General features: G+C 67.4%; 13 protein-coding genes. 8 read left to right on the forward strand and 5 right to left on the reverse strand.

The genetic code is table 11. The annotated features are described in order from the left end of the window. The first annotated feature begins 49 nt into the window (after positions 1–49). The 4 genes from ACODTJ_RS07005 to ACODTJ_RS07020 are packed head-to-tail and all read left to right on the forward strand — an operon-like array spanning position 50 to position 3377. Positions 50–925 carry a carbohydrate ABC transporter permease gene (locus ACODTJ_RS07005; RefSeq protein WP_454657255.1) on the forward strand — a complete coding sequence of 292 codons (876 nt, stop codon included), beginning with the start codon at positions 50–52 and terminating at the stop codon, positions 923–925. Then, positions 922–1746 carry a carbohydrate ABC transporter permease gene (locus ACODTJ_RS07010; protein ID WP_454657256.1) on the forward strand — a complete coding sequence of 275 codons (825 nt, stop codon included), beginning with the start codon at positions 922–924 and terminating at the stop codon, positions 1744–1746. Before ACODTJ_RS07005 ends, ACODTJ_RS07010 begins: the two co-directional genes overlap by 4 nt. A gap of 16 nt (positions 1747–1762) precedes the next feature. After that, positions 1763–2542, forward strand: a complete 780-nt coding sequence (locus ACODTJ_RS07015; RefSeq protein ID WP_454657257.1) for a phosphodiesterase — start codon at positions 1763–1765, stop codon at positions 2540–2542. 4 nt (positions 2543–2546) lie between these two features. Continuing rightward, positions 2547–3377, forward strand: coding sequence for an inositol monophosphatase family protein (locus ACODTJ_RS07020; RefSeq protein ID WP_454657258.1), 831 nt, complete (start codon positions 2547–2549; stop codon positions 3375–3377). An 89-nt stretch (positions 3378–3466) separates the two neighbouring features. Here ACODTJ_RS07020 and ACODTJ_RS07025 read toward each other — a convergent pair whose 3' ends face one another. The 5 genes from ACODTJ_RS07025 to ACODTJ_RS07045 all read right to left on the reverse strand — a co-directional run bounded on the left by ACODTJ_RS07025 (position 3467) and on the right by ACODTJ_RS07045 (position 9263). Next, positions 3467–4036, reverse strand: coding sequence for a peroxidase-related enzyme (locus tag ACODTJ_RS07025; protein ID WP_454657259.1), 570 nt, complete (start codon positions 4034–4036; stop codon positions 3467–3469). Positions 4037–4113: 77 nt separating this feature from the next. Then, positions 4114–6426, reverse strand: a complete 2313-nt coding sequence (locus ACODTJ_RS07030) for a molybdopterin-dependent oxidoreductase (protein WP_454657260.1) — start codon at positions 6424–6426, stop codon at positions 4114–4116. Beyond that, complete coding sequence (locus ACODTJ_RS07035) at positions 6423–7664, reverse strand: CaiB/BaiF CoA transferase family protein (protein WP_454657261.1); 1242 nt, start codon at positions 7662–7664, stop codon at positions 6423–6425. Before ACODTJ_RS07035 ends, ACODTJ_RS07030 begins: the two co-directional genes overlap by 4 nt. A 37-nt stretch (positions 7665–7701) precedes the next feature. Beyond that, positions 7702–8451 (reverse strand): CoA-transferase, encoded by a 750-nt coding sequence (locus tag ACODTJ_RS07040; RefSeq protein ID WP_454657262.1) that lies wholly within the window; start codon positions 8449–8451, stop codon positions 7702–7704. After that, positions 8448–9263, reverse strand: a complete 816-nt coding sequence (locus ACODTJ_RS07045) for a CoA transferase subunit A (RefSeq protein WP_454657263.1) — start codon at positions 9261–9263, stop codon at positions 8448–8450. Before ACODTJ_RS07045 ends, ACODTJ_RS07040 begins: the two co-directional genes overlap by 4 nt. A 304-nt stretch (positions 9264–9567) precedes the next feature. Here ACODTJ_RS07045 and ACODTJ_RS07050 point away from each other — a divergent pair, with 304 nt between their 5' ends. The 4 genes from ACODTJ_RS07050 (at position 9568) to ACODTJ_RS07065 (ending at position 14423) form a co-directional block, all read left to right on the forward strand. Beyond that, on the forward strand, positions 9568–10662 hold the full coding sequence (locus ACODTJ_RS07050) for an ABC transporter ATP-binding protein (RefSeq protein ID WP_454659004.1): 1095 nt from the start codon (positions 9568–9570) through the stop codon (positions 10660–10662). After that, the gene (locus ACODTJ_RS07055) at positions 10659–12446 is read left to right on the forward strand and encodes an ABC transporter permease subunit (protein WP_454657264.1); all 1788 of its coding nucleotides are present in this window, start codon (positions 10659–10661) and stop codon (positions 12444–12446) included. Before ACODTJ_RS07050 ends, ACODTJ_RS07055 begins: the two co-directional genes overlap by 4 nt. A gap of 33 nt (positions 12447–12479) precedes the next feature. Beyond that, positions 12480–13571 carry an extracellular solute-binding protein gene (locus tag ACODTJ_RS07060; RefSeq protein ID WP_454657265.1) on the forward strand — a complete coding sequence of 364 codons (1092 nt, stop codon included), beginning with the start codon at positions 12480–12482 and terminating at the stop codon, positions 13569–13571. A gap of 96 nt (positions 13572–13667) precedes the next feature. After that, positions 13668–14423: an IclR family transcriptional regulator gene (locus ACODTJ_RS07065; RefSeq protein ID WP_454657266.1), complete on the forward strand. Its 756-nt coding sequence runs from the start codon at positions 13668–13670 to the stop codon at positions 14421–14423. Positions 14424–14454 lie beyond the last annotated feature (31 nt).

Consider the following 14454-nt stretch of genomic DNA (forward strand, 5'->3'; position numbering starts at 1 on the left):
AAAAGTGGATTCCACTTTTCGGTCCGATGCTATCGACAGGATCGGCCCGATGAAGCTCTCGCGCAACGCCCTCTACGGAAGCCTGCTGCTGCTGCCGGCGACGGTGTTGCTTTGGGTCTTCACCTACCAGCCGATCCTGGCCACCATCGTCAACAGCTTCTACTCGACGCCGCGCGGCCGGCGGCCCTCCCGCTTCGTCGGCCTCGACAACTACACGACGATGGTCGCCGATCCGGTGTTCTGGAAGGCGCTGACCAACAACCTGCTCTATGCGGGCGTGACGATCCCGCTCTCGATCGTGCTGGCGCTGGCCATGGCCCTGCTGGTGCAGGGCAGCGTGCGCGGCACGACACTGACGCGCATGGCCTTCTTCACGCCGACCGTGCTGCCGATGGTCGCGGTCGCCAATATCTGGCTGTTCTTCTACGCGCCGGATTACGGACTGATCGACCAGTTCCTCTCCCTGTTCGGGCTCGGCGGCAATAACTGGCTCGGCAATCGCGACACCGCGCTCTGGGCGCTGATCGCCATCACGGTCTGGAAGGAGGCAGGGTTCTTCATGATCTTCTACCTCGCCGGCCTGCAGCAGATTTCGCCGACCCTGCTCGAAGCCGCCGATCTCGAAGGCGCGAGCTACTGGCAGCGCCTGCGCCGGGTGGTGATCCCGCTGCTGATGCCGACGACTCTGTTCATCGCCATCAACGCCGTGATCGGCGCCTTCCGTCTCGTCGACCATGTCGTGGCGATGACCAAGGGCGGCCCGGACAACGCGACGATGCTGCTGCTCTACTATCTCTACCAGGTCGGCTTCAGCTTCTGGGACACCAACTACGCCGCTGCCATCACGGTCGTGCTGCTCGCCTTCCTGGCCGCGATCGCTCTGTTCCAGTTCGGCTATGCCGACAAGCGGGTGCACTATCGATGAGCGCCTTTTCGCGCATCCGGCCGGGCCTCGCGCTGGCCAATCTCTCCGCCTGGCTGCTCGCCCTGATCTGGGTCGCACCGCTGCTCTACGCCTTCTGGACGGCGTTCCATCCGCCGGCCTACGCGGCGCGCTTCGATCTCGCGGCGCCCTGGACGCTGGAGAATTTCGAGCGCGTCTGGCAGGCTGCGCCCTTCGCGCGCTATTTCCTGAACACCTTCCTGCTGGTGACGTTCATCCTGATCAGCCAGCTCGTCATCTGCACGCTCGCAGCCTATGCCTTCGTCTGCTTTCCCTTCCGCGGCTCGAACCTGCTGTTCCTGCTCGTGCTGATCCAGTTGATGATCATGCCCGAGGCGCTGCTGATCGAGAACTATCGCACGCTTGGCGAGCTCGGCCTGCTCAACACGCTGGTCGGCATGGGCATGCCCTATCTCGCCTCGGCCTTCGGCATCTTCCTGATCCGCCAGACCTTCAAGGGCGTCCCGAAGGAGCTGGAGGAGGCGGCGCGGCTCGAGGGCGCCAATCCGTTCCAGATCCTCTGGCGCGTCTTCATCCCCGTCGCCCGGCCGACGCTGATCGCCTTCGGCCTGGTGACGGTGAGCTATCACTGGAACAACTTCCTCTGGCCGCTGGTGGTCTCGAACTCGGTCGAGACGCGGCCGATCACGGTCGGTCTGCAGGTCTTCGCCACGGTCGAGCAGGGCGTCGACTGGAGCCTGGTGACGGCGGCGACGTTGCTCTCGGTCGCGCCGCTGCTCTGTGCCTTCCTGATCTTCCAGCGCCAGTTCGTGCAGAGCTTCATGCGGGCCGGCATCCGCTGAGCCGGGAGGGATGACCATGCTGATCGCCCATGTTTCGGACTTCCACGTCTTCGCCGACCGGAAGGAAACCCGTCTGGTCCGCGACGATGCGGAAGCCGCGGCCCGCAAGGTCGTGGCCGATCTCGCCGCCTTCCGGCCGGGGCTCGATGGCGTCGTCCTGACCGGCGACCTGACCGATGGCGGCTCGGACGCCGACTACGCCCTGCTCAAGGACATCCTGGCGCCGCTCGCCTGCCCTGTCTTCGTCGTGCCGGGCAATCACGACAAGCGCGTCACCCTGCGCGCCGCCTTCGGCGACCGCCTGCCCTTCGCACCCGAGGGCTTCCTCCATTACGAAGCGAGGCTCGGCCATCTCCGCATCCTCGCGCTCGACACATTGGTCGAAGGCCGCGGCGAGGGCCGGCTCTGCGCGGAGCGGCAAGCTTGGGCAGCGGCGCGCCTGGCCGAGCCGCATGACGGCCCGACCCTCGTCGCGATGCATCATCCCCCGTTCCCGACCGGGATCACCGCCCTAGACACCGCGACGCTGGTCGAAGGCGCCGAGGCGCTCGGCCGCATGGTCCGCGATGCGTCCTCCGACATCCGCATCCTCTGCGGCCATGTCCACCGCCCGGTACAAGCCAGCTGGAACGGCCGCTTCGCAGCGATCGGAGGCAGCCCCGCCTTCCAGATCGGGCTCGATCTCAGCGGCCAGGCCGAGGAACCCGGCCTCGTCGGCGAACCCTATGTCTATTTCATCCATCGCTTCGACGATCGCGGCGATGTCGCCATCCACACCCGCTACGTCCAGATCTGATCGCATGAGCCTGCCCTCCGCCGCCGCCCAGGATGCCGTCGAAACGCTCGCCCGCGAGGCCGGCGCGATCGCGCTCGACCATTTCGCGCGGGTGGCGAGCCTGCCGGTGACGATGAAAGGGCATCTCGACCTCGTCACCGAGGCCGACCAGGCCGTCGAACGCTTCATCGCCTCCGAATTGCGCCAACTCTTCCCGGAGGACGGTGTCCTCGGCGAGGAAGGCAGTGGCCAGGACAGCCGCAGCGGGCGGCTCTGGGTCGTCGACCCGATCGATGGCACCGCCAATTTCGTGCGCGGCAACGATCAATGGGCGGTCTCGATCGGCCTGTTCGAGGGCGGGCATCCACGCTTCGGCGTGATCCACGCGCCGGTCCGTGGCCAGACTTTTCGCGGCGGCCCCGGCCAGCCGGCGACGCTCAACGGCATCGCCCTGCCCTTCGCCCAGCCGCTCGACCCGTCGCGGGCGCTGATCGGCATCAGCCTGCACCCGGCGACTTCGGTGGAGAAGCGCCTCGCCACGATCCGCCATATCATCGGTGCGATGCGGCTCGACTTCCGCACCTGCGGCGCCTCGACGATCACGCTGATGGACATGGCAACGGGCCAGCTCGACGGCTATGTCTGCGACGGCATCGCGAGCTGGGACGTGATGGCGGCCCTGCCGATCCTCGAGAGCCTCGGCCATGCCTGCTCGCTCGACTGGTCACGCATCGCCTTGACCGACAAGATCGGCTTTGCCTGCGGCACGGAGGCGTTCCTGCAGGCGATGGCTCCGGTCATCCAGCGCCACCACACGCCCCCTTCTGCCGGCACGCAGCCGAATTGCGGAGCGTAGCAAAAACCCGTTTCGACAAAGAAGATCGGGCCCCCCGGCAAACCGGAATCCCGGATTTTCGCCCTGCCAAGTCGTTAGGCGGCCGCGCTCTACCGGCCCATCGCGTAGAACTCGTCGTTCGGCCGCATGCTGGTCACGTTGGCAAGGCGGTTCGACATCCCGAAGAAGGCCGCGATGGCGGCGATGTCCCAGATGTCGTCCTCACTGAAGCCGTGCTTCTGCAGATCGGCGACGTCGTCGTCCCCAACCTCGTAGGCACGCGCCGAGACCTTCATGGCGAAGTCGAGCATCGCCTTCTGCCGGGGCGTGATGTCGGCCTTGCGGTAGTTGACCGCCACCTGGTCGGCGATCAGCGGGTTCTTGGCCCGCACGCGAAGGATCGCGCCATGGGCGACGACGCAATACTGGCACTGGTTGGCATTGCTGGTCGCGACCACGATCATCTCGCGCTCAGCCTTGGTCAGGCCCTCCGCCTTGTTCATCAGGGCATCGTGATAGGCGAAGAAGGCGCGGAACTCGTCGGGGCGATGCGCCAGGGTCAGGAAGACATTCGGCACGAAGCCGGACTTCTCCTGCACCGCGAGGATGCGTTCGCGGATATCGTCCGGCAGCGCGTCGAGCGCGGGGACCGGAAAGCGGCTGATGGCGGGCTGCGTCATGTCATCGATTCCTCATCTTGCGCGGATTTGGGCGGCCAGCAGGGAGCGCGGCTCCTCCCCTCTGGCGAAGTGCGGAGCTAGACGGCCACCAGTCGCTCCATCTGCTCGCGATACTGTTCGATCGCATCGCGGGCCTCGCCCTCATAGGGCTCGACCCTGACCAGACAGGTATGGGCCGAGCAGCCCTGGCCGAAGCGGGATGTGCCGATGTCGACCGTCAGGACGTTCGGGTTGCCGGCGATGTCGAGGCCGCTGTTGCCGGTCGGCGTGAACCAGGCCCCCGTCGGCAGGACGACGACCCTGCGCCGGACATCGTCGGTGAGCCGGGCCGTCGCGAGGCAGGCACCGCGCTCGTTCCAGAGCCGGATCGCCTGACCGTCGGCGATGCCAAGCTCTGCGGCGTCCTCAGGGTGGAGGCGCGCCTGCTCGCGGCCGCCGCGCTTGGCAGCCATGCTGGCCGGGCTCGTTTCGAGCTGGCTGTGCAGCCGCCCTTCCGGCTGATGCGAGATCAGGTGGAATTGATCCATCGCATCGGCAGCGCCGAGCCATTCGACGGGCTCGATCCAGGCCGGGTGGGCCGGGCAATCGTCATAGCCGAGCGCGTCGAGGGTCTGGCTGCCGAGGACGATGCGCCCGCTCTCGGTTTCGAGCGCGTGGTCCTCGGGCCGCTCGCGGAACTCCGACAGATAGGAGTGCTCAGCCTCCGTCGGGCAGCGGGCGTAGCCCTGGGCCCAGAAGGCATCGAAATCGGGCATCGCGAAACCGAGGCGCGCGGCAGCGTCCGTCCGGGTCGCCTCGTAGAGATGGCGCAGCCAGCCCATCTCGTCGCGCCCCTCGTCGAAGGCCGGTCCGACGCCGAGCTTTTCGGCGATAGCGCGAAAGATATCGAAGTCGGAGCGGGAAACGCCGACCGACGCGATCGCCTTGTGCATGGCGATGACGAAATCCGAGCGCCTGTTCCCGGCGATGTCATTGCGCTCGATCGAGGTGTTGGCCGGCAGCACGATGTCGGCGCGCTGCGCGGTGGCCGTGAACATCGGGTCCTGGACGATGATCGTCTCCGGCCGCGTCCAGGCCTCGGCGAGGCGATTGAGGTCCTGATGGTGGTGATAGGGGTTGCCGCCGGCCCAGTAGACCAGCCGCGCATCCGGATAGGTCCGGGTTTCGCCCTCGTAGCTGTATTCGCCACCGGGATTGAGCAGCATGTCGCTGATCCGCGCGACGGGAATGAAGCTCTCCAGCGGCTTGCGCAACTGTGGGAGCGCCGGCGACTTGGCCAGGTTGATCGGCGCCCCGACACCGCCGAGCGAGGCGTAGCCATAGCCGACGCCGCCGCCGGGAAGGCCGATCTGGCCGGTCATCGCCGCGAGCGCCAGCGCCGCCCAGAAAGGCTGCTCGCCATGATGGGCCCGCTGCAGGCTCCAGCTCACGGTCAGCATGGAGCGGGTCTCGACCAGCCGCTGCGCCAGATCGGCGATCCAGCCGGCATCGAGCCCGGTGACATCGGCCGCCCAGGCCGCATCCTTGACCGCTCCGTCCCGGCTGCCGTCGAGATACGCGATCAGCCGCTCCGAGCCGCTGGTGCAGCGTTCGAGGAAGGCGCGGTCGTGCCGGCCCCGCTTCAGGATCTCGCCTGCGAGCCCGAGCATCAGGGCCGTGTCGGTGTTCGGCCGGATCGGCCACCATTCGGCCTGGACCCAGTCCGGGATATCGTCGCGCAGCGGCGAAACCAGGATGACCTTCACGCCTCGCTCGGCGATCTTGCGTAGATGCGTCTCGAGCGTGTGGCTCGCGATGCCGCCGGCCTCGTTCTGGGCGGTCCGCGGCGAGAGCGCGCCGAAGACGACGAGCGTCTCGGTATGCTCGGCGACGGTGTCGAGGGTATTGGCCTGGCCGCCGCAGGCGCCGTCGTCACCCAGCGTATGGCGCAGGATCACCGGGCCGGCGGCGATCGAATAGGTGTCGACATGGCCGGTATAGCCGCCGACGAGATTCAGCATGCGCTTCAATTGCGACGGCGCGTGGTGGAACCGCCCGCAGCTCGTCCAGCCATAGGAGCCGGCGAAGATCGAGGCGTTGCCAAAGCTCTCAGAGACACGCCTGATCTCGCCAGCGACGAGCGTGGTCGCCTCGTCCCAGCTCACCGGTACGAAACGGTCGCTTCCCCGGCCGCGGCGGTCGCTGTTCTCGCGATTTTCCAGCCAGCCCGCGCGGACCAGCGGCGTCAGGACGCGGCGCTCCGTGCTCGCCCAGTCACGCACCGACTGGTTGATCGGCGATGGCGAGGGATCATGCTCGAAGGGCTCGATCCCGGCGATCCGGCCATCCTCTACGAGGATCGTGTAGGCGCCCCAGTGGCTGCAATGCGGGAAGCGCTGGATCGTGCTCATCCGTGCACCTTCTGCCGCCCGGTCGCCACCGCTCCCGTTTCGGGGCCTTGCGCCTCCTCCGCCGGGGCGAAGCCCGGCAAGGCATCGGCGAAGAGCTCGCCCTGCACGCCGGCCTCGTCGAGGATCGCGGCGGTATGCTCGCCAAAGCGTGGCGGCGCCATGCGGTAGGTGGCCGGGGTCCGCGACAGCTTGATCGGGCTGCCGGTGCCGCGATAGGCCCCGATATCGACCACCATGCCGCGGTGATGCGTATGCGGATCGGCCATCACCTCGTCGATATTGCGGACGGCGCCGCAGGGCACGCCGGACTTGACCAGGCGCTCGGCCAGCGGGCCGCAGTCGAAGCCGGCCATCGCAGCCTCCAGATCGGCCTTGAGCGCGTCGCGGTTGATGTTGCGATCCTTGTTGGTCGCGTAGCGCGCATCCTGCGCCAGCTCCGGCCGGCCGACGACCTCGCAGAGCGTGGCGAATTGCCGGTTGTTGCCGACGGCGAGGAAGAGCGGCGCATCGCGCGTGGCGAAGACGTCGTAGGGGGTGATGTTGGGGTGAGCATTGCCGGAACGCCCCGCGACCTTCCCCGAAAGATAATAGTTCGGCAGATGCGGATGGAGCAGCGAGACCCCGCAATCATAGAGCGTCGCCTCGACGAACTGCCCCTTGCCGCTCGATGCGCGCTCCTGCAGCGCCATCAGGATGCCAATCACGGCATTGAGGCCCGTCACCATGTCGACCACGGGCAGCCCCACCCGCAGCGGCTCCCCGCCGAGCTCGCCATTGACGCTCATGATGCCGGCCGAGGCCTGGATCGCGGCGTCGTAGCCGGGCAGCCCGCCGAGCGGCCCATCCGCGCCGAAGCCCGAGATGCGGCAATGGACGAGGCGCGGGAAGCGACGCTCCAGCTCCTCGCGGCCAAGGCCCCAGCGCTCAAGCGTGCCGGTCTTGAAGTTTTCGATGAAAACGTCGGCCGTCTCCAACAGGCGCAGCAGCAGTTCGCGTCCGGCTTCCTGCGTCAGGTCGAGGGCCATGCCGCGCTTGTTGCGGTTGAGGCCGAGGAAATAGCTCGCTGCGCCATCGAGGAAGGGGGGCCCCCAGCCGCGCGTCTCGTCGCCCGCGGGCGGCTCGATCTTGATGACGTCGGCGCCGTGGTCGCCGAGGATCTGGCCGGCATAGGGCCCGCCGAGAACGCGGCTGGCGTCGATCACCTTGATGTCGGCGAGGGAGCCGGTGCGAGAAGTCATGTCCTGTCCTGCTGGCTGTCTCGGGCGGATCCGGGCGTCACGCATGGATCTCGCGCCGCATCTGGCTTGCGAATTCGGGGTAGGTTTCGGCGAGCTCGTCCATGACCTGCCCGCGCAGGAGATCGAGCGTCGCGCGGTCTGGCAATTCGGTCTGCGGCGGCCGGTCGGCATGTTCGAACCTGAAGCCCGTCGCCTCCCGGACCTCCGCCAGCTCATGGCCGGGATGGAGGCTCTCCAGGGTGAAGCCGGGGCGGGCCTTGTCGAAGCTGAACAGGGCCTTGCCGGTCAGCAGCGCCATCGGCCCGCCCGTCCGGTAGATGCCGGGTTCGCTGACGCCGGGCGCGCTGGTGAAATCGACCTTCTCGACGAAGACGCGCGGGCTGTGCTCCTCGCGGAAGAGGATGACGCGGGGGACGACGAAATAGAGATAGGCCGAGCCGAAGGAGCCGGGCCAGCGCGGCGCCGAGGCCGGATAATCGCCGATACCGACGAGGTTGATGTTGCCGTGCCCGTCGATCTGGCCGCCGCCGAGGAAGAAGGCGTCGATCCGCCCCTGCCCGGCACAATCGAACAGTTCGGCCGAGCCGTTCGTGAAGAAATTATGCTCGACGGAGCCGAGGATCGAGATCCTGACCGGCGGCGCGCCGGCGCGCTTTTTCAAGGCGCGCAGCAGCATGGCGCCGGCGGCGGGGATCGGCGAGGAAGCGCCGACCGCGACATGGCGGACGCCGTCGAGCAGGCGCGCGATCGTGGTGATCAAAATCTCACGGGGGTGGATATCCGTCATCGGGCGGCGTCCTGCATCTGCCCGGCCGGCGCCGCGGCCATGTATTCGGCGAAACCCTCCGGCGTGCGCGCGGCCTTGGCGTAGCGCAGGATTTCGGCCGTGTCGGTCGCGTACTCGCCCCAGAGGCCATAGGGCCAAGCCCCGCGGGGAGCGACCGCGATCTCCGTCACATAGAGCGCCGGCAGGGTTCCGGCGGCGCTCATCTCGTTGCCGAGCAGGTTCTCCTCGACGATGCGCTCGACCGTCACCAGCGTCTGGTCCGCAGCATAGGCCATCGCGGCGAGCTCGCGCCGCCGCCCGATCCAGACATTGCCATGGCGGTCCGCCATCGGCGCATGGAAGATCGCGATATCCGGCCGCGCGGCGGGGATCAGGACGATCGGGTCGCCGTCTTCGGCGAAGGGATTGTCGATCACCCGCCAATCCGGCCGGAAGCGGAGGATGTCGCTACCGATGATGCCGCGCAGGGGCTGAAAGGGATTGCCCTTCTGTGCGGCCATCAGCGCGGCATGGATCGCCGGACAGGTCGCGTCCCTGACCACGACCCGGCCTTGCGCAATCGCCTGGTTGAAGCGGGGTGCGCCACCCGCCTCGCCGAGCGAGACCGCGCTGGTCTCGACCGAGCGGACGAGCCCGGCGCCGACCAGCTGGTCGACCTGCAAGCCACCGGTGGGGACGCAGAAGAGATCGAGATCGCCGGCGCCATGCTCGATCAGGGCCCGGGTCATCGCCATCGAGACCCCGGCATAGTCGACCGGCAAAGCCAGCTGCATCCCCGCCTCGACACGGCGCGCCATGCCCTGCAGGTCCATCGCGTTCCTCCGTTCCGCCTGCGAAGCCGGTATCTGGATGCGGCGCCGCATTGTTCTGAATTATAGAACGATATTCTGAAAATAGCGTAACGGCCTGCTCGCCGCGCTGTCAATACGGCCTTGGACGCTGCCGTCGCCGATCGTCCCCCAAGCATCGCCCGACCTTGATGAGACAGCTTGACAGCGTCGCGATCAAGCTGATTATTGAAAGAAAACAGAATAGCGTTCTATATTTCAGAACACCGGAGGAAACGTGATGGCGACTGAACTGGCGTCTCTCGCCGAGCCGTCGGCGGGTGCCGGGATGTCGGGGGCGGCCCGGGCGCAGAGCTCGATCGGCGCGGGCATCGTCCTGCGCAACGTGGTCAAGACCTACGGCGATTTCCGCGCAGCCGACTGCATCTCCCTCGACATCCAGCCGGGTGAGTTCATCACCCTGCTCGGCCCCTCGGGGAGCGGGAAGACGACGCTGCTCAACCTCATCGCCGGCTTCCAGAAGCTCGACAGCGGGGAGATGCATGTCGACGGCGCGCCGATCGATCATGTCCCGACGCATAAGCGCGGCTTCGGCATGGTCTTCCAGAGCTATGCGCTCTTTCCGACCATGACGGTGGCGCAGAACGTGGCGTTCCCGCTGCGCATGGCCGGCGTCGACCGCACCACCGCGGAACGCCGCGTCGCCGAGACGCTCGAGATCATGCGGCTTTCCGAGCATGCGCAGAAGACGCCCTCGCAGATGTCCGGCGGCCAGCAGCAGCGTGTCGCCATCGCCCGCGCCATCGTCCGGCGCCCGCGGATCGTCCTCATGGACGAGCCGCTCAGCGCGCTCGACCGGCGGCTCAGGGAATCCATCCAGATCGAGATCCGCGAGCTGCATCGCGCGATCGGCAGCACCATCCTGTTCGTCACCCATGATCAGGGCGAGGCACTGACGATGAGCGACCGCATCGCCGTGATGGATGCCGGGCGGATCGTGCAGATCGGCACGCCGGTCGACATCTACCGGCATCCGCAGAACCGCTTCGTCGCCTCCTTCGTCGGCGAGAGCAACCTGATCGAGGCCGAGATCGTCCAGCGCCGCGGCGCGACGATGGCGCTGCGCAACCGTGCCGGCTACGTCTTCGAGGCCGACGCGGGGCACGGCATCGAGGTCGGGCGCGCGACGGTGCTCGTGCGGCCGGAACGGATCGCCATCGCCGACGGCCCCGGGCCGCACGCGATGCCGGTCACAGTGACCTCGGCGCTGTTCCTCGGCGAGATCCTGCGGATCGAGGCGCGGGCCGACAGTGGAGAGACGCTGCTGATCCGCTGCATGGATGCGGCCGGGCGGAGCTTGCCCGCGGCCGGAGAACGGCTCCATGTGAGCTGGGGCGCGGCTGATTGCTGGGTGCTCGCGTGAGCGTCGCCGCAACCACCTTCGCCGGAGACAGGCGCAGGAGCCTCCTCGGCAGACTCTCCAACCCGGCGCTGCTCCTGCTGCCGGCGGGGCTCTTCCTCGGCTTCATCTATCTGCTGCCGGTCATCGACCTCTTCCGCCTCAGCGTCAGCGGGCCGACATGGTCGGTCTTCTTCGAACGCGTGTTCTCGGTGCCGCTCTACTGGGATTCGCTCGTCCGGACGATGCAGATATCCCTGACCGTCGCGACCCTGTGCCTGCTGCTCGGCTATCCCACCGCGCTTCTCATCCGGCGCACCTCCGGCATCACCCAGATCCTGATCACGGCGGCGGTGATCCTGCCCTATTTTATCGCGATCCTGATCCGCACCTATGCCTGGATGGTCCTGCTCGGCCGCAACGGCCCGGTGAACAAGCTGCTGACCGGGCTGGGCGTTCTGAGCGAGCCTGCCCAGCTTCTGTTCAACCGCGGCACGGTCCTGCTCGGCATGACAGCGGTACTGCTGCCGATCATGGTGCTCAGCATCTATTCCAGCGTGTCGCGCCTCGATGCGGCGCTGCCGCGCGCCGCGCAGGCTTCCGGCGCCGGGCCGATCGCCACCTTCTGGCGCATCCTCCTGCCGCTCACCCTGCCGGGAATGGGGGCGGGCTTTCTGCTCGTCTTCGTGGCCGCGCTCGGCTTCTTCATCACGCCGACCCTGCTCGGCGGGCCGGGCGACCAGATGTTCGCCATGCACATCGTGCAGCAGGCCGACTTCATCAACAGCGAAGGCTTCCTCCAGGCGCTCGCCGTCGTGCTCCTGGTCATCACCCTGCTCTTCGTCGGCGTCGCCGGCCATTTCCTCGGCTTCGAGTTCATCTGGGGCGGCAGCAAAGCAGAAGGCGGGGCAGCGCATGCAGCGGCCGCTCGCGCGAGCGAGGGCGCCCCGCGGCGGAGCCTCCTCAGCGGCATCGCCGACCGGATCGGCTGGCCCATCCTGCGGCTGCTGAGCCGGCTCAGCCCCGCCTGGGGAAGCTGGACCGTCTTCATTCTGGCCGGGGCGGTGATCGCCACGCTGATCCTGCCGATTCTCGTGGTGATGGTGATCTCGTTCAGCAGCGCCTCCTTCCTCACCTTCCCGCCGCCGGGCTTCTCGCTGCGCTGGTACGAGAAATTCTTCTCCGACCCGAACTGGATGGACGCCTTCTGGCATTCCGCAGTGATCGCCGCCGCGTCGGCCGGGATCTCGGTGGTGCTCGGCGCCTCCGCCGCGATGGGGATCGTACGCAGTGAGATCCGTGGCAAGTCGATCATCATGCTGCTGCTCGTCAGCCCGGTGATCGTGCCGCCGGTGGTACTCGGCCTTTCGCTCTACAGCCTGTTCCTGCGCTTCGATCTGGTGGGGTCGATCTGGGGCCTGGCCTCAGCGCATGCGATCGGCGGCATTCCGCTCGTCGTGATCATCGTCTCGGCCGCGCTCCAGAGCGTCGACAGGCGCCTCGAACAGGCGGCCGCCCTGCATGGCGCGTCCCCGCTCACCGTCTTCCGCACGGTGACGCTGCCGGCGATCGCGCCCGGTCTGGCGGCCGCGACCTTCTTCGCCTTTCTGCACTCGTTCGACGAGTTGGTGCTGTCGCTGTTCCTGTCGAGCGCACAGCTCAAGACGCTGCCGCTGATGCTCTGGGCCGACATCAACTACCAGCTCAACCCGGTCCTGGCGGTGGTCTCCTCGCTCGAGGTCCTGCTGGTCGTGATCGGGCTCGCGCTCGCGGGCCCGGTGCTGGCGCGAACCCGCGCCGGCGCCTGATACGCACTCAACAAAAGAAGAGGGAGGAAAGACATGGTGCAACGTATGAAGTTCTGGCGGATGCTCCCCGCCCTGGCGGCGATGGCGCTGCCGCTCGGCCTGGCTCAGGGCGCATCGGCCCAGAGCAAGGAGGTGATCGTGCAGGACCCGGGCGGCGCCTATGGCGAAGCCCTGCGCAAGATCATGTACGGACCGTTCGAGAAGGAGACGGGCATCAAGGTGGTGACCGTCCAGGAGGCGCGAAGCGGCCCGCGGCTGAAGGCTCAGGCCGAAGCCGGGAAGGCAGCCTGGGACCTCGCCTTCATCTTCGACCAGGAGACCAAGATCCTCGGCGATTGCTGCCTGGCGGACATCGACTACAAGAAGCTGTCCGAGCCCGCGCAGAAGACGCTCGCGGTGATGCCGGACAATCTCAAGCGGCCCAAGGGCGTCGCGCTTCAGGTCATCGGCGTCGGCCTCGCCTGGAACAAGGACAAGTACAAGGCCGGCAGCGAGCCTCAGAGCTGGGCCGATTTCTGGGACGTGAAGAAATTCCCGGGGCGGCGCTGCATGCCGGCCTGGTCCCGCTTCACCTTCGAGGCCGCGCTGATGGCGGACGGCGTGGCGAAGGACAAGCTCTATCCGATCGACATGGACCGGGCGTTGAAGAAGCTCGCCGAGATCAAGCCCCATGTGACCAAGTGGTGGACCACCGCCGCACAGCCGCCGCAGCTCCTGCTCGATGGCGAGGCCGACATGTGCATGGCCTATACCGGCTCGATGAGCAAATTCGCGCTCGAGGGCGCGCCGGTCGCGATCACCTGGAACCAGGGCTTCGTCTATTACGACTTCTTCTCGATCCCGAAGGGCGCGCCGAACTACGAGAATGCGCTGAAGGTCCTGTCCTGGCGGCTCGACCCCAAGCGAGCGGCCGCGCTCACCTCCAACTTCCCGGTCGCGCTGCCCTCTTCCGTGGTCTTCGACGCGGCCGATCCGAAGGTCAGCATCTATTGGGCGAACAACCCGAAGAACCTCGCCCAGGCGATCGAATGGAGCCCGGACTACTGGGGCGCGCCCTCGCCGGACGGCCGTTCGACCAATGAGGAGCACGGGCAGGAAAAGCTCAACGCGCTGCTGGCGAAGTAGCCGCCCCCCGGAAACGGCCGCCGCCAAGGCGGCCGTCTTCCCGCGGAGCGCGGCCGGGCATAGAGATAACCAGGTTCAGGAGACCGGGTTTACACGATGGACAAGGCGTTCACGAAGGGGCTACGGCTCCTCGAGGTTCTGGCGCGCAGCAACAAGCCTCGCGGGATCACCGATCTCGCGAAGGAGCTCGCATTCACGAAGAGCAACGTGCACCGCCTGCTGGCGACCCTGCAGGCCCAGGGCTTCGTCCGGCAGACGCCGCCGAACAGCACCTATGAGCTGACGCTGAAGATATGGGAGCTCGGAAACAACGTCGTCCGGCGCCTGGACCTGGTCTCGATCGCCCGCCCGGCGATGGAACGCCTGGCCCAGGCCACCGGGGAGACGGTCCACCTCTCGGTGCTCGACGACACCGACGTGGTCTATGTCGACAAGATCGAGAGCAAGCATCAGATCAGGGCCCATACCAGCGTCGGCATGCGCGCGCCGGCCTTCGCGATGGCGACCGGCAAGGCCATGCTGGCACACGAACCCGATGAGGCGCTCGATCGTTTCCGGCCGCTCTTCAAGCGCTTCACCGCAACGACGCGGGTGACACCCGAGGAGCTCATGGCCGATATCCGGCAGATCCGGCAGCAGGGCTACGCCATGGTCCTGCAAGGAGAGTGGCGCGACGGGATCGCCGCCTGCGCCTGCGCGGTCCTCGGCCGGGCCGGCGAGGTTGCCGGCGCGATCGGCATCTCGGGCCCGGACTCGCGGCTGAAGCGCAAGGAATTGAAGCAGTTTTCGGAAGACGTCCGAGAGGCAGCGCGCTCGATCAGCGCGGCGCTCGGCCATCTGCCGGGGCAGTGAGAACAGCCGATGTGCCGCGAGCCGGCGCATC

The organism is Allobosea sp. FG18 (assembly GCF_057809495.1).